A 22,057-nucleotide genomic window follows, 5' to 3' on the forward strand; every position below is an offset into this window, starting at 1 on the left:
TAAAAAAGTGTTGTGAGAGCAACACTTTTTCTTTTTATTATGACCAAAATTATTTCTTTTTCTTCGGATGTTTCTACTATTGAATTACCTAAAAAATTCGATTATCCTTATAATTATTCACCTCATACTCTAGCACAAATAGCTGCTAAAGAATTACAAGAATATTTAACAAATCAAACTGATTTTTCGCACAACTTTGGAATTAAAAACCCTGTGGATAATAACTCACTAGGAAAAATGTTTGGAGTCTTAGTCGTGCAAGATCAAAATGGAACTTTAGGCTATTTAGCTGCATTCTCTGGTAAACTTGCTGAAAGCACACAACACAAACATTTTGTTCCGCCTGTTTTTGATGTTTTAGATAAAAATGAATTCTACCTTACAACAGAAGAACGACTTAATGAGTTAACCCATAAAATAGAAAGTCTAGAAAGTTCCGCTGGTTTTATTGAAACAAAAAAAGCATATCAAAAAACGCAACAACTGCACGAAAAGCTTTTAGCTGAAGAACAATCAAAAATTAAACAACGAAGAAAACTTAGAAAAAAGCTAGGGCAACAAAACAATCAACTAAACATAAATGAAGAGTTTTACTTACGTGAATACGAAGTGTATTTAAACGATAAAATAGCAACATCAAAAAAAGCGTACCAAGTAAAGCAACATCAAATTGAGGAGTTGAAACAACAACGTATAAACCTTTCAGCTTGGGCGCAACAAGAAATATTTAAAAAGTATGTGTTTCTTAACTATCAAGGAGAAACTAAAAACTTATTAGATATTTTTACAGACTCCACTCAAAACATTCCTGCTGGTGCTGGTGATTGTTGCGCTCCTAAATTACTTCAATATGCATACAAACATCAATTAAAACCTATTTGTATGGCTGAATTTTGGTGGGGAAAACCTTTAAAAACTTCCATAAGAAAACATCAAAATTATTACCCTGCTTGTACTGGTAAATGCAAACCTATTCTAACGCATATGTTACAAGGAGTGACTGTAGAAGAGAATCCGTCAGTTGCTCTATTAAAGGAAGAAAAAGAAATTACAATTATTCATGAGGATTCTGATTTGTTAGTCATCAACAAACCACATGAGTTATTATCGGTAGCTGGAAAAGAAATAAAAGACTCTGTGTTTAGTCGTATTCAAAAACTATATCCAAAAGCAACAGGTCCGTTAGTTGTGCATCGATTAGACATGTCAACCTCTGGAATTCTCTTAGTTGCTAAAAATGAAGAAACTTATAAAGCTTTACAAGCACAATTTGTTCATAAAACTATACAAAAACGCTATGTGGCTTTATTAGATGGTATTTTAAAAGAAGATAAAGGAAAAATTGAGTTACCACTTAGAGTAGATTTAAACGACCGCCCTAAACAGCTTGTGTGTTATGAACACGGAAAGAAAGCACTAACTCAATGGGAAACCATAGAAACTGTAGACAATAAAACTAAAGTTTACTTTTATCCTATAACAGGACGTACACACCAGTTACGTGTACATGCTGCACATAATTTAGGGTTAAATACTCCAATTATAGGTGATGATTTATACGGAAACAAAGCAGATAGGTTATATTTACATGCTGAAAAAATCACATTTGTACATCCTACTTCAAAAAAACAAGTAAGTTTTACTTCCCCTGCACCTTTTTAATCGCAGGGCGATAGATAGCCAAAAAATTCCTTAAACTTATTTTAAAATAGTTTTAAGTATTATTTGTGTAGCTAATATTGCACAATTTTATACTACGTATTTTGTCTTTTTAAGTGTGCTTAAAATGATAAACGAGGCTAAAAAGAAAATTGCTAGACACAATACACTCCATTGCATAGAGCCTGTAATAGCGTTTAATGCTCCATATACAGCAGTTCCTAAAACAATGGCTATTTTTTCAGTAACATCATAAAAACTAAAATAAGTAGCATGATCTTCTGTTTCTGGTAACAACTTAGAGTATGTAGAGCGTGTTAAGGTTTGAATAGCTCCTTGTACCAGCCCTAATAAACCACCTAGTCCATAAAAATAAACTGCTACATTTTCTTGAGATTTATCTAACATAAAAGCACAAAAACAAACTAACATCCACACTACAATAGTTACTTTCAAAGCAGTAATATTTCCCCATTTTTCTGAAAACCTTGAAAATAAAATCGCTCCTAAAATTGCTACTATTTGTACTAATAAAATGGTAATTATTAAACTCGTAGATGACAAACCTAATTCCGAAGAACCAAAAATAGCAGCCATTAAAATAATAGTTTGCACACTAATACTTAACAAAAAGAAAGAAATTAAAAAACGTTTTAAAGTTGGATAGTTTAATACTTCTTTTATCACTATTTGTAACTCTTTGTACCCTTTCCATATATAATCTTTTTCAGGTTTTTTGTTATAAACGTTTCCTGGCAATCGCTTAAAGGTTACTTGGGCAAATCCAAGCCACCATAAACCTACCATAACAAAAGAAATTCTAGACGCCATTCCTGCACTGATTCCTAAAATTTCAGGAAACATAATCATCGCCAAATTGATGAGTAATAAAATTACAGAACCAATATACCCATATACAAAACCTTTAGCACTAGCTCTATCTTGTTGTTCTGGATGTGCTACCTCAGGTAAATAAGCATTATAAAACACCAAACTTGCCCAAAAGCCTATACTTGCTAAAACAGTAAATAAAATACCTATCCATACAGTATCAATTCCATCAAAAAAGTACAAACTCATTACCGATAATGCTCCTAGAGTACAGAAAAACTTCATAAACTTTTTCTTACTACCAGTATAATCTGCAATACCCGATAATATTGGAGAAATAAAAGCTACTACTAAAAACGAAAAAGACAATGCATAGCTATATAAACTATCTGGATGCTCCCAGTCCATTCCTAAAAAGCTTACAATTTTACCTTCTGTTACTCCGCTGTAATACAACGGAAAAACAGCTGTGCTAATTACCAATGAATATACTGAGTTGGCCCAATCGTAAAATGCCCATCCGTTAATTAACTTCTTATCTCCTATTTTGTACATATAAATTATAATAAAAAAACCGCTCATGTAACATGAACGGTTTGCAATATACTATAATTTATCAATCTTATTTACTCGTAGGCACGTTGTATTTTGCTGCTAACTTTTTAGCTTCTGGTAAAAAGTTTCTTAAAGTCTGAATACGAGTTTGATTAGATGGGTGTGTACTCATAAATTCTGGTGGAGCTCCTCCTCCTGAGCGTTCACTCATTCGTACCCATACTTCAGCAGCTTCTTCTCCTTTATATCCTGCCATAATCATAAAAACTAACCCTAACTTATCTGCTTCGGTTTCATGCTCTCTACTAAATGGTAACATTACTCCTACTTGCGTTCCTAAACCGTAAGCCATATTCCACATTTCAGCATTTTTACTATTCTGAGTACTTAAAGCCAAAGCGACTCCTCCTAACTGTTGTAATTGTCCTGTAGACATACGTTCTTGTCCGTGTTTTGCAAAAGCATGAGCTACCTCATGCCCCATCACAGCAGCAACCCCATCTTCATTAGCACAAATAGGCATAATTCCTGTATAAAACACAACTTTTCCACCAGGCAAACACCAAGCGTTAACTGTTTTATCTTCTACTAAATTAAATTCCCATTCATAAGAATTTGCTTCTGCAGTCATTCCATTAGCACGCATAAAACGATCTACTGCTGCTGAAATATTTTTTCCTACACGTCTTATCTGATTTGTTTGTTTTGTGTTAGTAGACAATTTATTCTCTTCTAAAAACCCTTTGTATTGCGCAAAACTTGCAGGTAAGATTTGAGCATCGTTTACAAAATTTAATCTTTTTCTTCCCGTAATTGGCACAGTGCTACACTCTACTAAAAAAGCAGCTAAAAATGTTAGGGCTATAATTTTTTTCATTGTTCAATAGTTTAAAATTCTATGTTCTTGGTTGTATCTTTTATGACACGAAATTAACTTATTTGTCACAAACTTGATAATATATTATGTCTTTAAAGCTACAAATTCTATCTTTATCTTAAAAACTAATTCATGAATTTTACGCATTCAAAAACAGCTTTACCAAGTATTAAAATTCCTAAACCTGTCATCCTTTCAGCTAAGGCTTTACAGTTTATATCTACTAATAAAGCAGCTAAATTTGGTACAAGGCTTTTTACAACTCCTGTTAACTTTCCTATTCCTAAGAGAGAAAAAGTAATGTTAGAGAGTGCTCAAAAGAAAACAATAAATGTGCCATCCATTTCAAGAGATATTCAAGTACTATCATATGGTTATTCAACTAAAAAAGTATTATGGGTACATGGTTGGGCAGGAAGAAGTACTCAATTATATATGATTGCTGACAAACTATTGGAAAAAGGCTACATGGTTATTTCTTTTGACGGACCTGCGCATGGAAAGTCTACAGGAAAAACTACCGAAATGCCAGAGTTCTTAGAAACCATTACTGAACTCAACAAACAATTTGGACCTTTTGATGCTGCTATAGGGCACTCTTTTGGTGGAGTATGTTTGTATAACGCTCTTTCAGAAAATTTTGCTGTAAACAAACTAGTTACTGTTGGTGCAGCTGATAAAATATCGGATGTTATTTTAAACTTTACTAAAAACTTACAAGTAAAACCAGTTATAGCTCATAAAATGAAACGCTTGTTTGATAAAAAATGGCAACGAGATATTGATATACACTCCTCTAGCGTAAAAGCTAAAAATGTAAAAATACCTACGCTAGTTGTTCATGATTCATTTGATGGCGATGTTGATGTAAGTTGTGCAATAGCAATACGTCAAAACTTACAGAATGGAAAACTTTTAATTACGGAAGGCTTAGGACACACCAAAATTCTTCGTAATCCGAAAGTTGCTTCCAAAATTGTTGATTTTATAAGTAAAGAACCATGAGAAAATTAGTTGTTTTATTCCTTTTAGCAATAACAGTTAGCACTACTGTAAATGCCCAAAACAAGAAAAAGTACGCGGTAGACAAAACCAACAATGAATGGAAAAAGTTATTAACTCCAAAACAGTATTTTGTACTTAGAGAAGCGGGCACAGAACGTCCAAACTCAAGTCCTTTAAACTTTAACAAGAAAGAAGGAACTTATGTATGTGCAGCCTGTAAAACCCCATTATATAAATCTGAAAACAAATACGATTCAGGTAGTGGATGGCCTTCTTTTGATAGAGCCATTAAAGGAAATGTAGAACTAGATACAGATTATAAACTAGGATATGCTCGAACAGAATTAAAGTGTAATACTTGTGGCGGACATTTAGGACACTCTTTTAACGATGGTCCTAAAAAAACTACTGGTAAACGTCACTGCATTAATGGAGTTGCTTTAGAGTTCATCCCTAATAAATAAAATTGTAAATTAAGGCTGGTTTTAACCAGTCTTTTTTATTGGCACAGAGAACTTTTTTCCTATAATTGCCTCGTGAGCTTTCCCCGAGGTAGTTTACTAAAAAATTATACCATGCAAAACTCTTATTTAGAAAGTATAAAAAAACAAATAACCTATTATAAAAGTTTAGGTGATAAAACTTTTACTCAACTTACCCAAGAAGAGCTATTTTACCAATACAATCAAGAAAGCAACTCTATTGCTGTGATAGCAAAGCATATTGCTGGTAATATGCTATCACGTTGGACTAACTTTTTTACTGAAGATGGAGAAAAATCGTGGAGAAATAGAGATGATGAGTTTGTAAATACTTTTACAACCAAAGAAGAAATGATTGCCTATTGGGAAAAAGGTTGGGATTGCTTTTTAAACACTATTAACTCTTTAGAAGAAACTGATTTGGAAAAAATCATCTATATAAGAAACCAAGGACACACAGTAACCGAAGCAATTAACCGTCAAATTTGTCATTATCCGTATCACATCGGGCAAATTGTATTTTTAGGCAAAATGCTACAAAACGAAAAATGGGTATCGCTATCCATTCCTAAAAATGCTTCTAAAAACTTCAATCAAGAAAAATTTAGTCAAGAGAAAAGCCGCAAACATTTTACGGATGATTTATAGTATTTACTCCTCTTGTTACCAATACAAAAACTAAAAAAAGTGACTACTACTCTTACTAATTATTAAAAATCGGACACTTTTATACAATAATGCAGAAAAAATCTACTAACAAATTGCTAAAAACTAACAACTAATAACTAAATTTGTGCCTCTAAAAAATGAAGCCGATACATGTTTAATAATTTAAGCGAAAAGTTAGATAAGGCGTTACATACGCTGAAAGGACACGGAAAAATTACCGAAGTTAACGTTGCAGAAACTTTAAAAGAAGTTCGTAGAGCTTTATTAGATGCCGATGTTAACTTTAAAATAGCAAAGAATTTTACCAAAACAGTAAAAGAAAAAGCCTTAGGTCAAGACGTATTAACAACGTTAAACCCTGGGCAATTAATGGTAAAATTGGTTAAGGATGAATTAACCGAATTAATGGGTGGTGATACCGTTGGTATTAACTTAGGTGGTTCACCTACTGTAATTTTAATGTCTGGTTTACAAGGTTCGGGTAAAACAACCTTTTCTGGTAAGCTAGCTAACTATCTTAAAACTAAGAAAACTAAACAAGTTTTATTAGTAGGATGTGATGTATATCGTCCTGCCGCTATTAACCAGTTACGTGTTGTTGGAGAGCAAATAGGTGTTGAAGTATACGCTGAAGAAGGAAATCAAAATCCTGTAGAAATTTCTCAAAATGCTATTAAGCATGCAAAAGCAAACGGTAAAAACGTGGTGATTATTGATACCGCGGGTCGTTTAGCTGTTGACGAAGAAATGATGACTGAAATTTCTAACATCCACAAAGCTGTAAGCCCACAAGAAACTTTATTTGTGGTAGACTCTATGACAGGGCAAGATGCTGTAAATACTGCCAAAGCCTTTAACGATGTATTAAATTTTGACGGAGTTGTATTAACTAAGTTAGATGGTGATACTCGTGGTGGAGCTGCTTTATCTATTAAATCGGTAGTAGACAAGCCTATTAAATTTATAGGTACGGGTGAAAAAATGGATGCAATTGATGTATTCCATCCTAGTCGTATGGCTGATCGTATTTTAGGAATGGGAGACGTTGTTTCGTTAGTAGAGCGTGCCCAAGAACAATACGATGAAGAAGAAGCTAGAAAATTACAAAAGAAGATTGCTAAAAATCAGTTTGGTTTTGATGATTTCTTAAATCAAATCAATCAGATCAAAAAGATGGGTAGCATGAAAGATTTAGTGGGTATGATTCCTGGTGCTGGTAAGGCCTTAAAAGATGTTGATATTGACGACGATGCTTTTAAAGGAATTGAAGCTATTATACACTCTATGACTCCTGAAGAAAGAAGTACTCCTTCTGTTATTAATGCGAGTCGTAAAAAACGAATTGCCAAAGGTTCCGGAACTTCGGTACAAGAAGTTAACCAGTTGATGAAGCAATTCAACCAAATGAGCAAAATGATGAAGATGATGCAAGGTGGTGGCGGAAGAAAAATGATGCAAATGATGAAAGGCATGAGATAATATTAAAAAGATAGGCTTCTGCCTGTCTTTTTTTATTTAGTTTACAGTACCAAAGTAAACAGTATTCAGTAAGCTGTATTTATGAGTTTTAAAACTATTAAGTTCTTTCTATGTCATGTCGAGTGATTTTTCTGACTAAAAGGAAGATAAATTGTATCGAGACATTTGGAACTGGTTCTCGATACATCTCCCTCCGGTCGATACTCGAACTGACATATAGTATTTTAACTTAATTTATGATTAATAAATAATACTTCTACTGAAGTAACCTTTAAAATATTACTATTAAAAACAAAAGCAAAGAAGTTGGGAAACTAATCAATTATATGATTAAAAATCCTGATAAATTTGGAATATAACAACACAACAATTACAACACAACAACTGTATACTGAAGACTGTATACTGAAAACTTAACAAGACTATGATTTTACTAGACGGTAAAAAGACATCAGCAGACATTAAAGAAGAAATTGCTTTAGAAGTAGCAGCATTAAAAGCTATCGATAAAAAAACACCGCATTTAGCAGCGGTTATCGTAGGTAATGACGGAGCTAGTTTAACCTATGTAAATGCAAAAGTAAAGGCATGCGAACGCGTAGGTTTTGAATCTACTTTACTTCGTCTTCCTGAAGAAACTACTGAAGAAGAACTATTAAACGAAATTGCTATTTTAAATATAGATAATGATATTGATGGTTTTATAGTACAATTACCCCTACCCGATCATATTGATGAACAAAAGGTATTAATGGCTGTAAATCCTGATAAAGATGTAGACGGTTTCCATCCTATGAATGTTGGTAAATTAGCGTTAAACTTACCTACGTATATTTCTGCAACTCCTTTCGGTATTTTAGAATTGTTAGATCGTTACAATATTGAAACCTCTGGTAAAGATGTTGTAGTTATTGGTCGTAGTCATATTGTAGGAAGCCCAATGAGTATTTTACTATCTCAAAAAAGAAAAGTAGGAAACGCAACAGTTACCCTTACACACAGTAGAACCAAAAACTTAAAAGAGGTGACTAAAAGAGCAGATATTATTATAGCTGCTATTGGTATTCCTGAATTTTTAAAAGGTGACATGGTAAAAGACGATGTAGTAATTATTGATGTAGGAATTACTCGTGTTGCTGACCCTTCTAAGAAAAGAGGATTTAGATTAGTAGGTGATGTTGCTTTTAACGAAGTAGCAGAAAAAGCATCGCACATTACACCTGTACCGGGTGGTGTAGGTCCTATGACGATTGCAATGTTACTAAAAAACACTTTATTAGCTTGCGAACGTAGACAAGAAAACAGTTAGTAAATAATTTTTATAACAAAAAAACTCCAAACAATAGTTTGGAGTTTTCCTTTGTAAGCTAATTACTGTAAAAAATACTGGCTAACCTCTGTATTTGTTTCTAGCTCTTCAGCTTCCTTTCCTTGTTTAAATAAACGTGCGGTATAATTTCCTCGTAATACAATTGAGTCTCCGTTAACTTCTAGCCAACTACCTTCACGTAACCCTAGCACAGGTGTTCCATTAAATATATGGTACTCTTTAATACGTGTTTCACGTGTTTCACCCATGTGCGTAGAATCTGGATTAGGATCTAAATAATGTGCGTTGATATTAAACGGAATAAACCCTAAGGTTTTAAAACTTGGTGGATATACAATAGGCATATCGTTCGTATTCATCATCGTTACTCCACAAATATTACTTCCTGCACTGGTACCTAAATACGGGATTCCGTTTTCAATCGCTTTTGTTAAATCAGGAATAATATCATTTTTATATAGTTGGTTTACTAACTCAAACGTATTACCTCCTCCTGTAAAAATAGCCTCCGCTTGCTGAACAGCTTCTTTCGGATTATTAAACTCGTGAATCCCTTTTACCTCTTTGTTAATTGTTGCAAAAGCCTTACGAGCTATTTCAGTATATTCATCGTAGGTTTTACCACTTGCACGTGCATAGGGTATAAATAATATAGTAGAGGCTTCTTTAAAAAAGTTAGTTAAAGTTGGTAAAATATATTCTAGGTATCCACTACCATGAACGGTAGATGTGCTAGCTATAAGTAGTTTTTTCATTTTTTTACTATCTATTTAAGTTTAGTTTATTGGCACCGCCAAAGGGTATAATACCCTGAGGCTTGCCTCGAAATCAAAAATTGTTTTCTTATAAATGCCTCGTGTGCTTACACCGAGATTGTTTACTTGGGGGTTAATTCCTTAAAATCTCCCCTTAATTATGCTTTCTATATTTCAAATTAACAAAAATTTACCATGTTCTTAAAACATTTTTAAGACTGCTTGGTGGTTTATTTGTGATATGAGAAAATTGTTACTTGTTCTTTTTATTTGTTTTTCTTGTGTAACTATCGCACAAAACACACCAAAAATTATTACGGGTACTGTATTTATAGATAGTATTGCCACGCAAGATGTACATATTATTAATAAAAAAATGGCTATTGGAGCTGTTTCTAATGAAAACGGACGCTTTGAAATTTTAGCTACTGAGAACAATGTCTTACTTATTTCTCACCTTAATTTAGAGTATAAAGAGGTTACCCTTACCAAAGAGCATATTAAAACTAAAAACATTGTAATTTTTGTTGATAGTAAAACACACATGCTAGATGAAGTTGTGCTAGAAAAACAAAAAAGTATTTTAGAAATTGATACTAATATTCTTACCAATACCCCTATAGTGAATGCCAAAACCTTAAAACTACCTTATGCTAATGTTATACAACCAAAAGATGAAAAAACAGTAAAGATAGAATCGGGTGTTGCTGTTAGTTTAACGGGACTTATTAATGCTCTTAACGGAACAAACAAACGAAAAAAGCAATTAAAAAAGATTACTGTTGAAGATAGAAGTATTGAAAAAATTAGAAAACACTTTACAGATGGCTTTTTTGTATATCAACTAAAAATAAAGAAAGAAAATATCAATCAGTTTTTACAAGCCTGTATTTCTAAAGGAATTATAAACCTATATAATAAAGACAAGGTTTTAGAACTTACAGCTGTTTTAATTGAAAATAGTAAAACCTCCCCTTACCTACTAGAAAATGAAAATATAAGAGTTACCAAAAAATAATTGCATGATAAAACAACTACCCATCACACTTTTACTTCTTATTACTGTAGGAGCTACGGCTCAACAAAAACGAAAATTCGTATACGGAACTTTAAATGATGAACTTGGTGCTATACCCAATGCTCATATTATCAACCTAAATACCCAACAAGGTACATTTAGTACCGACTTTGGTAAATTTAGAATTTTAGCAAAGCCTAACGATACCTTACAAGTTTCCTTTGTAGGATATAAAACTAAAAAAATTAAGGTTACGAGTCTTCATTTTGGAATGGAAGAAAACGAAATTAAACTAATTAAAGTTCCTTTTGAATTAGATGAAGTGGAAGTAAAAAAGCACAACTTAATAGGTTCTATTGCTATTGATGCTAAACAAACTCCTAAAGATATTGGCATGGAAAAAGCTAAAAGCGCTCTAGATTTTTCCATGATTGATTTTAGTGAAAAAGTAATTTTAGATATTGATGAAATTGATAGAATGAAAGCTCCTAATATGTTAAAAATAACAGACCCTACAGCAAAGTTTGCTGGCGCAGGTACAGGCTTTAGTTCTGGTCTTGATAAATACTCACAACAACTAAAAAGAACTCGAAAAACAATACAGTTTAAAGAAAGCTTTCCTAAAATGCTCCTCTCAGAATTTGGAGAATCCTTCTTTTTTAAAGAGCTTAACATACCTAAAGACAAGTATCTTCATTTTTTAGAATATTGTAATCCGTTAGGAATAGAAAAATTATATAAGCAAAAACAACTTTTAAAAGTGATTGCTATCTTACAACAAGAAAGTAAGAGCTATTTAAAAGTAATTAGTAACTAAACACATGAAAAATATACTCCCTTCAATTATTTGTCTGTTTTTTATAATAAAAGCTACAGCACAAGAAAGTAGAAAATTCTTTTATGCTACCATACAAGATGAAGTAAGTACTGTTCCTAACGCACATGTTATAAACCTTAACACTAAACAGGGAACTTTTACTAATAATAATGGTGAGTTTAGGATTTTAGCCAAAGTAAATGATACTTTACAAATTTCGTTTGTGGGCTATGAAACTAAAAACTTTGTAGTAGATGTCAATCACTTCGGAATGCAAGAAAATTACATTCAATTAAAAAAAGTACCTATTGAACTGGATGAAGTAGCGATAAAAAAACATAATTTACTCGGGCATATTTCCTCGGATACAAAACATATAAAGTCTGAAGAAGAAATAAATGCTGAAACACTAAACCTACCTTTTGCAGGTTCTAGAATACTTACTACTGCTGAAAGGAGGTTACATACGGCTACTTCAAGTTATGGAGGTATAGCAATTGACCCTTTACTAAATTGGATTTCTGGTAGAATAAAAAAACTAAAAAAGTTTAAAGCCATTGAAGACAGAGAAAAAAGAATAGAAAATATACGTAACAACTACCATATAGTTATTGAGCATGAAATAAAAATATTAAAAGAGGATATTGACAGGTTCATTTACTTTGCCGAATCTGCCGATGACTTCAATACTCTTTATTTAAATAATGAAGTAGCAATGATTACATTTTTACAAAAGAAATCAGAAGAATTTAAGAAACTTAACCCTGAAAAGTACAATTAAAACCTCTTCCCTATTTGGTTATTTTGGTTACGCTTTCTTAAAATATTTCGTACCTTTAGGTGTATACTAATCTAACCTAATAAAGTACCATGAAAAAAGTTCTAATAACCCTATTGTTTTTATCTCAATTAGTATTCTCACAAGAAGAACGAAAAACACTTTTTGGAATTGTATATGATGAAAACGGTGTGTTAGAAAATGCTCATATTGTTAACTTTTCAACAAATCAAGCTACATTTTCAAATGAAAAAGGAGAATATAGACTTTTTGCTAGACCTACTGATTCTATTAGATACAGTAGTATAGGTTATAAAACCATTTATGAAAAGCTTACCAAAGAAGATTTTAATACCTATAGAAAAAGAACTACTCTTGAAAAACAAGATTATGAGTTAGATGAGGTTTTACTAAGAAACAACGAACTATCAGGTGAGTTAGCCAAAGATCTTAAAAAAGTAAAACGAGATAAAAACTTAGAAATTGCTAGTAATGCTACCGACTTTTCTAATGTTAACTACACTAATTATCATTCAAACGACCATATAAGCAAACACGTAAAGCCTAATGTGGTTAGAGTTGATCCAACTAAAGCTTTTGAAGGTATGGGTACTACCAATACGTTTCCTGTAAAAGATTCAGAAAAACTATGGAAGCTTCGTAAAGAATTAGCTTTTAAAGAAAGCATGCCAGCAAAATTGCTTAATGAGTTAGGTGAAGATTTCTTTTTTGTTGAGCTTAAAATTCCCGTAGATAAATACTATCACTTTTTAGAATATTGCAATCCGTTAGGTATAGAAAAACTCTACCAAAATCGTGAAGTGTTAAAAGTCATTAAAATCTTTAGAAAAGAGCATACAGAATACCTTAAAATTATTGAAAAACACTAATTTGGCGCAATAATTGATTTTTAATCAACCATGAAAAAACTTTTTGTCCTTCTACTTGTACTTCCTTTACTATCATTTACCCTGCATAAATACTATGTTGCATTAACTGAAATTGAATACAGAGAAGATACACAAAGCGTACAAATGATTATGAATGTTTTTATGGATGATATTGAGCTTGCCATAAATAAAGACCATAATACCAACCTAAAGATAGCTACAAAAGATGAGTTAAAGTCAATTGATGAACATTTTTACAAATACTTAAAAACTCATTTTAAAGTAATTATTAACAATGAAGAAAAAACCTATAAATTTATAGGTAAAGAATACGATGGTAATATTGTTTACTTTTATTTAGAAATTGAAAATGTTTCGTTACCAAAATCAATAAAAATAGAAAACGATATTTTAGTAAACCACTTCCCTGATCAACAAAACCTAATTAAAGCAACCGTTAAAAAAGAACGCAAAAGTTTGTTTTTATCAAGTGATAATTATAAAGGTTTGTTAAATTTTTAATAAACCTTCTTTTTTAATAATAAGATTTCATTAACTTTCCGCTTATTTATTCAAAAACCAATAAGCATATAATGAGAAAATATTCTACGCTATTATTTTCGGCACTCTTTGTATCAGCTTCTTTATTTGCTCAAGAAGCCCCCAAAAAAGAACGTCAGCAAGGTCATACCGACCAAAACAAATTTCGACAATTAAAAGATGTACTAGCAACTCCTAACGATCAACGTACTGCATCAGGAGCACCAGGTCATGCATACACACAACAGAAAGTTGATTATGTTATGAACTTACGCTTAGATGAAGCTACAGATAGATTGTACGGAGATGAAGATATTACTTACCACAATAACTCTAAAGACCATTTAGAGTATTTATGGTTACAGTTAGATCAAAATATGCGAGCTCCAGATTCTAAATCTCCATTAGCTGAATCTAAAGGAGCAACTGGATTTCAAACTCCTGATAAGTTTGTGAGTGAAAACATGGACAAACCAAAAGCATTCGGTTTTAACATTGAAGCCGTAAAATATGCTGATGGTAGAGATTTACCTCACACTATTAATCGCACTATGATGCGTATTAACTTACCTAAACCTTTAGCTCCTGGTGAAATCTTTAAATTTAAAATTAAGTGGAACTACTTAATCAACAATTCTGTTGAAGATGGTGGTCGCTCTGGTTTTGAATCTTTCCCTGATGGAAATAAAAACTATACCATTGCTCAGTTTTTCCCAAGGTTATGTGTTTATAATAATGTTGAAGGGTGGCAAAACATGCAATTCTGGGGTCGTAGTGAATGGGCTTTAGAGTTTGGAGATTACGATGTAAAAATCACAGTTCCAGCTGACCATATTTTAGATGCAACAGGTGAATTACAAAACGAAAAAGAGGTATTAAGTAGAGAACAACGCAAACGTTTTGAAAAGGCTAGAAAGTCTTATAAAAACCCTGTATTTATTGTAACTCAAAAAGAAGCTGAAGAAAACGAAAAACAAGGTACTACTAAAACTAAGACTTGGCACTTTAAAGCTAACAAAGTACGTGACTTTGCTTTTGCTTCATCAAGAAAATATATTTGGGATGCTATGGCAGTAAACATTAACGGTAAAACTGTTATGGCTGTGTCTTTATACCCAAAAGAAGGAAATCCGTTATGGGAAGAGCACTCAACTCGTGTTGTTGCTAATACTTTAGAAGAGTATTCTAAAATGACTTTCGATTATCCATATTCTAAAGCTGTATCAGTACACGCAAAGCGTCAAGGAATGGAGTATCCTATGATTTGTTTTAACTACGGTCGTCCAAATCCTGATGGAACGTATTCTGATAGAGTTAAAAACGGAATGATTGGAGTAATTACTCACGAGGTTGGTCATAACTTCTTCCCTATGATTGTAAACTCTGATGAGCGTCAGTGGACTTGGATGGATGAAGGATTAAACTCTTTTGTAGAGATTTTAGCTGAATTAGATTACGATCCAAATTTTAACACTGGTAACTTACCTAAAGATATTGTTCGTTACATGAGTTTAGATCAAGACAGGTTAAGTCCAATTATGTCTCAAGGTGATTATGTACATAATTTTGGACCTAATGCTTATACTAAGCCAGCTGCTGGTTTATATATGTTACGTCAAACAATTATGGGTCCTGAATTATTCGACTATGCTTTTAGAACATACTCTAAAAGATGGATGTTTAAGCACCCTACTCCTGCTGACTTCTTTAGAACAATGGAAGATGCTTCTGGTATGGACTTAGATTGGTTTTGGAGAGGTTGGTTCTATACAACTGATTATACCGACATTGGTATTAAAGAGGTTAAGCCTTTATATTTAACTAACAAACCAAATGAAGAAACTAAGAAGTTACAACAACAATACCCTTCTTACTTTGCTCGATTAGGTAAATTAGTATACTTAACTACTAATAAAGAAGATGCTGATAAATCTGATGTAGAAGCATATATTAAAAGCTTACCTTCAGATAAAAAAGCCAGCTTAAAAGATATTCCTAACTATATGTATCAGGTTGAGTTTGAAAAGCCAGGTGGTTTAGTTATGCCTATTATTGTAGAATTAACATATGCTGATGGTACTAAAAAACGTGAAACTTTCCCTGCTCAAATATGGAAAAAAGATGAACGTAAAGTATTCAGAGTATTTACTTCTTCACAAGAAATAAAAAGTATTGTTGTAGACCCTGATTTAGAAACTGCTGATATTGATACTTCAAATAACAGCTGGCCTAAACAAACAACAAACAAATTTGATGCTTTTAAAAATAAAGCTAAAAATTAATAAGGTTTTACCAAAAGCCTAGTCATAAAAAAAGCAGCCTTTAAGGCTGCTTTTTTACTTATTATCTTAATTATTACTTGCTAAATAACTTATTTACTTCTTCATAAGTAAGTAATTTAGAAACTGTCATAATATCTGGATCTCTACTCACATACTGCTGAATTTGTAACATAACAACTCCATCAACTTTAGTATATTTTAACCAAATTACATCCCCGTTTGCTTTAATTTTATAAGGGTCTCTTGGATTTTCTTCAAAACCTTTTACAATTATTTGGTGCAGTTTTTCTACATCATTGTCTAAGTTTTTAAAAGAAAAATGAACGTACTCGTGAATAGGGTCATTAATATTCTTATAATAAAAGTTATAAGCTTCATCTCCTATTTTCTCTAAATAAACATACTCTATCTTTCCTACTATTTCAGTTTTAGTAGTTTCAATAAATTCAATTTGAGAATACGAGGCTACAGAGAATAAAAGCCCTGTTAATAAAAGTAGTTTTTTCATAAAATTTAAGGGTTTAAATTTGATATTGTTTTTAATTTTTTAAATATAACTAAAACAACAACGTTTTTTAATTGTAAAAAGTATTTTATCATTTTTAATTATTAGCTAAGATCTTTTCTTTTACACAATTATAATTACTTTATCAATCTATTATCACACTACTAACACTCTATAAACCACTTAAAAAAGAACAAAACAATGAACTACTTAATAGCTCAAAATATTTAAATATTTTTTATTTTGCAGCTCCTATTAATTCTTTAACTCCTCTAGAAAATCATGTTAAAACAAATTTCGTTTCTCTTCCTAGTATTTTTTTCTTGTTTTGTATCCTATTCTCAAACAACAAAGAAATATAACGAGAGTGATTTAAAAAATTTCAAAAGAAAGTTTTACTTGAATAGAGAAATAGGTGTTGATAGCTCTCTTTACTACATGAACAATCTTTTACAAAGTGACAATATTCCCTATAAAACTTTTGGATATGCTGCTATTGAGTATTTAAAAGTAAGAGAGAAACGCCCCATGAATATTCCTTTTAAGGATAGTATAAATAAGTATCTGCCCAAGATAGCCAAGAGCAAAAAAAACTTTTCTTTACTATTCGACATCCATATATTATTAGGTAATTCTAATAAAAGGAAAAAACTAATTAAACCTGCTTTACAAAATTATATAACAGCTGAAAATTATGCTTTGTTAGCTAAAGATATTGGGCGAACTATTAAAATAAAAGGGAATATAGCACTTATTTATCAAGATATGGGAGAGCTAGATAAAGCTCTTAATAAAGCAAAAGAAACACTTAAACTTATTGAAAAAAATAAGGAAGCTCTTTCTAACAAGTATTATAGTAGTAAATATAAAAGAATGTTTAATGTTGCTGCTATTTATGCAACCTTATACAAAAATGATAAAAAAAAGCATCAATATGCAGACTCTTCATTACATTACTATAATTCAATACTTAAAACAAAGGATTTCAATCTTAATAGCTACTATACTGGCAAGGTTTATTATGGTATGGGGACAATTTACACCTTAAAAGAAGAGCACTCTAAAGCAAGCTCTTTCCTTGAAAAAAGTTTAGAGTTATTTGAAAAAAGTAAATCTCAATCTTATTTATATAAAGGTTATTACAATAATGGTTTAAATTATTATAATTTAAATAAATTAGAGAAAGCTAAACAAAACTTCTTAACAGCCCTCAGCATAAAAAAAGATACCATTCTAGATGACAATTATATAAAAATGCATGGATATCTTTCACAAATTTATACTTATCAAAATAAAGTAGACTCCGCCAATTATTACTTAAACACATATATACGTAATCATTCAAAAGTTTCATCGAGAGATAGAAAGCAATTTAAAGAAGCAATTAAAATTGATTTTGATCAAAAAATAAAAGATTTAAAAGAAGATAGTAGTAAAAAGAATTTTTATTACGAAATTATAGTTATAGGACTAATAACTACAGTAATAGTTATCTCTTTTTTAGTATTTAAAAACGCCAAAGAAAAAAAGAAAACAAAGAAAAAATTAAATGAACTGTTAGGTAAAATTTCAAAAAAAGAAGATTTAACTGACAAATCCTTTTCCTCATCTAATCCATTAAAAATAAAAGATGAACAACATCAACAAATTATTAGTGGCTTATTAAAAATAGAGGAAAAGAAATACTTTTTAAAAGAAGAGTTTAATTTATATAATGCAGCTAAAAAAATAGGAACTAATACTACTTACTTATCAAAAATCATTAAAGATTATAAAAAAATGAGTTTTAATGATTATACAAATGAATTACGTATTAATTACATTATTGGAGTATTGAGCAACGACAAGAAAGTAAGATCTTATACAACACAAGCTATTGGAGAAATAGCTGGATATAAAAATGCTAAGTCCTTTACACGAATTTTTAAAAAACATATAGGTATAACTCCTTATCAATTTATAGAGAAAATCAATAAGGAGTTATAATACTTTCTTGTAATTATTTTAAATCCTGAATTTATCTTTATCATCGTAGCATTTATCTCTTGTGCTACCTGGAGGTAAAGTAAAACAATCTTCTTCTCCATCTGTATCTGGTCCCCCGAAATCTATTTTATTAGCAGGTGCCTCAATTGGATCTCCTGCAAATACTTTAATCTTTTCTTCTGATGTTAATTCGTACTTTGTTAATAATTCAATAGATAAACGTTTCATAAATTTTAATTTTTCTGTTTAGGTAAAGTTAATTTTTTTATCTCTTGTTTTCCCATTACAAACCTCCACACACAAACAAACACACCAACAAACTGAAAAACAAATACTTAAAAACCAATTAATAGTGCTATTTTTTTTAAATAGTACCTACTTTTTTCTTAAATAGTCACTTAGTACTTTTCTTTTGCTCTATCTATTTTTCAATATTTGAGATACATAATTCTAAAATGCGGATCCTGAAAAGCATATAATATAGAGTAAGGGAAACTAAAATTAATTAACCATGTTAAAATCAATTTCAAGCTTAGGAAACGTTCTGAATAAATCGGAACAAAGAACTATTAATGGTGGGCAAATTTCTTGTCCTAAAGGTCAAGTACTTAGATGCAACTGGTTGGGATGTTGGTGTGAAGCAGAATATGCTGAAGAACTTCCTAAGGACTTTGATCATTAAAAACTAATAACTAAAACTAATTAATTATGTTAAAATCAATTTCTAAATTAGGAAACATTTTGAATAAACCAGAACAGAAAAACATTAACGGAGGTGGACCTGGTTCTCCTTACTGGTGTAATAACCCAGATAACTGGGGACCACAGCCTACTGCTTGTTATAAAGGTCAAGAACGTGTTTATGACCCTTCTGTTGGTTACTGCGTTTGTAAAGATAAAGTAGTTTATGAACTTGCTTTGTAAAGATGTATAAAAAACACATATTTTTAAACTTCCATTATAATTGATTATAATGGAAGTTTTATTTTTATACCCTATAGAAGCTTCTTAGCATTCTTAACTTTTTGCTTGGTAAGTGCTATATCAATTACTTCACTCATGTCGGTTACATAATGAAATTTTAACCCTTTTAAGTAGCTCTCTTTTATTTCTTCTATATCCTTTTTATTATCAGCACACAAAATAATTTCTTTAATATTTGCTCGTTTTGCTGCCAATATTTTTTCTTTAATTCCACCAACTGGAAGTACCTTTCCACGTAGCGTAATCTCTCCTGTCATAGCTAATTTATTTTTCACTTTACGCTGTGTAAATACAGAAACTAAAGAAGTTAACATAGTAATACCTGCACTTGGACCGTCTTTAGGGGTAGCTCCTTCAGGCACGTGAATGTGTACATCATATTTATCTAATACTTCAGGATTAATTCCAAATTCCTCAGCATTAGATTTTATATATTTCATTGCAATTGTTGACGACTCTTTCATTACTGTACCTAAATTACCTGTAATTGAAAGATTTCCTTTTCCTTTAGAAATAATAGATTCTATAAATAAAATATCTCCTCCAACGCTTGTCCAAGCTAGCCCAGTAACAACTCCTGCAACATCGTTATTCTCGTACTTATCACGTTCTAAACGTGCAGGTCCTAAAATAGTTTCTATATCTTCATTTGTCAAAACAACATTGTACTCCTCTTCCATCGCAATAGACTTAGCGGCAAAGCGAACTACTTTTGCTACTTGTTTTTCTAAACCACGGACTCCAGACTCTCTAGTGTATCCTTCAACTATTTTCTCTATCTGCTTTTTACCTACAGTTAAATGCTCTTTTGATAATCCGTGCTCTTTTAATTGTTTTGGGAACAAGTATTTTTTAGCTATTTCTACCTTCTCTTCAATAGTATATCCTGTTACGTTAATAATTTCCATACGATCACGTAATGCCCATGGAATTTGATTAATGTTATTAGCTGTTGCTATAAATAATACTTTAGAAAGATCATACCCTACTTCTAAATAATTATCATAAAAAGCTGTGTTTTGTTCTGGATCTAATACTTCTAACATTGCTGAAGAAGGATCTCCTTGATGGCTTTGACTTAACTTGTCTATTTCGTCTAACACAAATACAGGATTTGAAGTTCCTGCCTTTTTAATATTTTGGATCAAACGACCAGGCATTGCCCCAATATAGGTTTTACGGTGTCCTCTAATTTCAGCTTCATCACGTAAACCACCTAAAGACATACGTACGTACTTACGTCCTAATGCTTCAGCTACCGATTTACCTAACGATGTTTTACCTACTCCTGGAGGTCCGTATAAACAAATAATTGGCGACTTCATATCACCACGTAATTTTAAAACCGCTAAATGCTCTAAAATACGCTCTTTAACTTTCTCTAATCCAAAATGATCTCTATCTAAAATTTTTTGAGCTCTTTTTAAGTCAAACTTATCTTTTGAATACTCGCCCCAAGGTAACTCCAACATTAACTCTAAGTAGTTACGCTGCACACCATATTCTGCCATTTGAGGATTCATACGTCTTAAACGACTTAATTCTTTCTCAAAAGTTTCTCCAACTTCTTTATTCCATTTCTTAGACTTAGCTTTAGTACGCATTTCATCTAGCTCTTGCTCATGAGAAACACCACCTAATTCATCTTGAATGGTTTTTAATTGTTGATTTAAATAATATTCACGTTGTTGTTTATCTAAGTCAGAACGTGTTTTAGATTGAATATCATTACGTAATTGTAACTTTTGAAGCTCTTTATCTAAATTCTTTAACGTTAATAACGCACGTTCTTTTAAATTGTCTTTCTCAAGTAATACCTGCTTTTGCGATACACTTAATTCCATGTTTGACGAAATAAAATTCACCAAAAATGAACTTGATTGAATATTTTTTATCGCAAAAGATGCTTCTGAAGGCAGCATAGGGTTTTCTTTAATTACCTCTAATGCTAAGTCTTTAATCGAATCGATAATTGCATCAAACTCTTTTTGATCATCAATTTCTCGCTCATCAACTGCTTCTTTTACCTTAGCTTTTAAATAAGGTTCTTCTTGCGTAACTTCTTCTATTTCAAAACGCTTTTTACCTTGAATAATAACAGTTGTATTACCATCAGGCATTTTTAACACACGTAATATTTGTGCTACTACACCTGTTTGATAAATATCATCAATTCCTGGATCTTCAACTTCACTATCCTTTTGTGCTACTACACCTACAACTTTATCTCCTTTGTTAGCATCTTTAATTAACTGAATTGACTTATCTCTACCAGCTGTAATTGGAATTACAACTCCAGGAAATAAAACTGTATTACGCAATGGAAGAATTGGTAACTCTTCAGGAATACTCTCTCTATTTATTAACTCTTCATCTTCTGGTGTTAATAATGGGATTAATTCTGAATCTTCATTAAAAACATCTTGAAGCGACAAATTGTCTAAATGTAATATTTTTGATTTACTCATATCTTATTTATTCTGTCATAGTGGCACTTTTCATCTTTTTATTGAAAGAAAACCACTTTTTTAAAATCATAAATTACTGATAGACAAAAGAATAAATACAATCTAATATCTATAGTACTATCTTTAATTCAATTCTTATGCCAACAA

The 22,057-nt window shown here is 31.4% G+C and carries 20 protein-coding genes; 14 read left to right on the top strand and 6 right to left on the bottom strand.

The features are described from left to right. Positions 1-39 precede the first annotated feature (39 nt). On the top strand, positions 40-1,662 hold the full coding sequence (locus tag D6T69_RS10480) for an RluA family pseudouridine synthase (RefSeq protein WP_125067686.1): 1,623 nt from the start codon (positions 40-42) through the stop codon (positions 1,660-1,662). Between the two features lie 87 nt (positions 1,663-1,749). Here the strand turns inward: D6T69_RS10480 and D6T69_RS10485 are convergent, their stop codons facing one another. Then, a complete protein-coding gene (locus D6T69_RS10485; RefSeq protein WP_125067687.1) occupies positions 1,750-3,045 on the bottom strand; it encodes an MFS transporter in 1,296 nt (431 codons plus the stop codon). 67 nt (positions 3,046-3,112) lie between these two features. Continuing rightward, positions 3,113-3,922: a M48 family metallopeptidase gene (locus D6T69_RS10490; RefSeq protein ID WP_125067688.1), complete on the bottom strand. Its 810-nt coding sequence runs from the start codon at positions 3,920-3,922 to the stop codon at positions 3,113-3,115. Positions 3,923-4,054: 132 nt separating this feature from the next. Between D6T69_RS10490 and D6T69_RS10495 the strand changes: the two genes are divergently transcribed. From D6T69_RS10495 to folD, 5 genes are all read left to right on the top strand, one after another. Further along, positions 4,055-4,927, top strand: a complete 873-nt coding sequence (locus D6T69_RS10495) for an alpha/beta hydrolase (protein WP_125067689.1) — start codon at positions 4,055-4,057, stop codon at positions 4,925-4,927. After that, on the top strand, positions 4,924-5,391 hold the full coding sequence (gene msrB / locus D6T69_RS10500) for a peptide-methionine (R)-S-oxide reductase MsrB (protein ID WP_125067690.1): 468 nt from the start codon (positions 4,924-4,926) through the stop codon (positions 5,389-5,391). The genes D6T69_RS10495 and msrB overlap by 4 nt, the downstream gene beginning before the upstream one ends. Before the next feature lie 111 nt (positions 5,392-5,502). Further along, positions 5,503-6,057 (top strand): DUF1572 family protein, encoded by a 555-nt coding sequence (locus tag D6T69_RS10505; RefSeq protein ID WP_125067691.1) that lies wholly within the window; start codon positions 5,503-5,505, stop codon positions 6,055-6,057. Positions 6,058-6,228: 171 nt separating this feature from the next. Beyond that, positions 6,229-7,557: a signal recognition particle protein gene (gene ffh, locus D6T69_RS10510; protein ID WP_125067692.1), complete on the top strand. Its 1,329-nt coding sequence runs from the start codon at positions 6,229-6,231 to the stop codon at positions 7,555-7,557. A gap of 424 nt (positions 7,558-7,981) precedes the next feature. Further along, complete coding sequence (gene folD, locus D6T69_RS10515; RefSeq protein ID WP_125067693.1) at positions 7,982-8,866, top strand: bifunctional methylenetetrahydrofolate dehydrogenase/methenyltetrahydrofolate cyclohydrolase FolD; 885 nt, start codon at positions 7,982-7,984, stop codon at positions 8,864-8,866. 62 nt (positions 8,867-8,928) lie between these two features. Here the strand turns inward: folD and pepE are convergent, their stop codons facing one another. Beyond that, the gene (gene pepE / locus D6T69_RS10520; protein WP_125067694.1) at positions 8,929-9,642 is read right to left on the bottom strand and encodes a dipeptidase PepE; all 714 of its coding nucleotides are present in this window, start codon (positions 9,640-9,642) and stop codon (positions 8,929-8,931) included. A gap of 241 nt (positions 9,643-9,883) precedes the next feature. Here pepE and D6T69_RS10525 point away from each other — a divergent pair, with 241 nt between their 5' ends. The 6 genes from D6T69_RS10525 (at position 9,884) to D6T69_RS10550 (ending at position 15,967) form a co-directional block, all read left to right on the top strand. Beyond that, complete coding sequence (locus D6T69_RS10525; protein ID WP_125067695.1) at positions 9,884-10,660, top strand: carboxypeptidase-like regulatory domain-containing protein; 777 nt, start codon at positions 9,884-9,886, stop codon at positions 10,658-10,660. 4 nt (positions 10,661-10,664) lie between these two features. Then, positions 10,665-11,477 (top strand): carboxypeptidase-like regulatory domain-containing protein, encoded by an 813-nt coding sequence (locus tag D6T69_RS10530; RefSeq protein ID WP_125067696.1) that lies wholly within the window; start codon positions 10,665-10,667, stop codon positions 11,475-11,477. Positions 11,478-11,481: 4 nt separating this feature from the next. Continuing rightward, complete coding sequence (locus D6T69_RS10535; RefSeq protein ID WP_125067697.1) at positions 11,482-12,258, top strand: carboxypeptidase-like regulatory domain-containing protein; 777 nt, start codon at positions 11,482-11,484, stop codon at positions 12,256-12,258. Between the two features lie 89 nt (positions 12,259-12,347). Continuing rightward, complete coding sequence (locus tag D6T69_RS10540) at positions 12,348-13,145, top strand: carboxypeptidase-like regulatory domain-containing protein (protein WP_125067698.1); 798 nt, start codon at positions 12,348-12,350, stop codon at positions 13,143-13,145. 30 nt (positions 13,146-13,175) lie between these two features. After that, positions 13,176-13,667 carry a DUF6702 family protein gene (locus D6T69_RS10545; protein ID WP_125067699.1) on the top strand — a complete coding sequence of 164 codons (492 nt, stop codon included), beginning with the start codon at positions 13,176-13,178 and terminating at the stop codon, positions 13,665-13,667. A 71-nt stretch (positions 13,668-13,738) separates the two neighbouring features. Next, a complete protein-coding gene (locus tag D6T69_RS10550) occupies positions 13,739-15,967 on the top strand; it encodes a M1 family metallopeptidase (RefSeq protein ID WP_125067700.1) in 2,229 nt (742 codons plus the stop codon). Positions 15,968-16,040: 73 nt separating this feature from the next. On the opposite strand, the gene D6T69_RS10555 is transcribed toward D6T69_RS10550, so the two are convergent. Further along, the gene (locus tag D6T69_RS10555; RefSeq protein WP_125067701.1) at positions 16,041-16,475 is read right to left on the bottom strand and encodes a hypothetical protein; all 435 of its coding nucleotides are present in this window, start codon (positions 16,473-16,475) and stop codon (positions 16,041-16,043) included. A 396-nt stretch (positions 16,476-16,871) separates the two neighbouring features. Between D6T69_RS10555 and D6T69_RS10560 the strand changes: the two genes are divergently transcribed. Beyond that, positions 16,872-18,458 (top strand): helix-turn-helix domain-containing protein, encoded by a 1,587-nt coding sequence (locus D6T69_RS10560; RefSeq protein ID WP_164506715.1) that lies wholly within the window; start codon positions 16,872-16,874, stop codon positions 18,456-18,458. A gap of 18 nt (positions 18,459-18,476) precedes the next feature. On the opposite strand, the gene D6T69_RS10565 is transcribed toward D6T69_RS10560, so the two are convergent. Then, a complete protein-coding gene (locus D6T69_RS10565) occupies positions 18,477-18,686 on the bottom strand; it encodes a hypothetical protein (RefSeq protein WP_125067703.1) in 210 nt (69 codons plus the stop codon). 480 nt (positions 18,687-19,166) lie between these two features. Here D6T69_RS10565 and D6T69_RS10570 point away from each other — a divergent pair, with 480 nt between their 5' ends. Further along, entirely contained in the window at positions 19,167-19,382 is a 216-nt protein-coding gene (locus D6T69_RS10570) for a hypothetical protein (RefSeq protein ID WP_125067704.1), read from the top strand. Positions 19,383-19,453: 71 nt separating this feature from the next. Here the strand turns inward: D6T69_RS10570 and lon are convergent, their stop codons facing one another. Next, complete coding sequence (gene lon / locus D6T69_RS10575; protein ID WP_125067705.1) at positions 19,454-21,910, bottom strand: endopeptidase La; 2,457 nt, start codon at positions 21,908-21,910, stop codon at positions 19,454-19,456. Positions 21,911-22,057: the final 147 nt, after the last annotated feature.

It is taken from the genome of Tenacibaculum singaporense, from assembly GCF_003867015.1.
Classification (GTDB): domain Bacteria; phylum Bacteroidota; class Bacteroidia; order Flavobacteriales; family Flavobacteriaceae; genus Polaribacter; species Polaribacter singaporensis.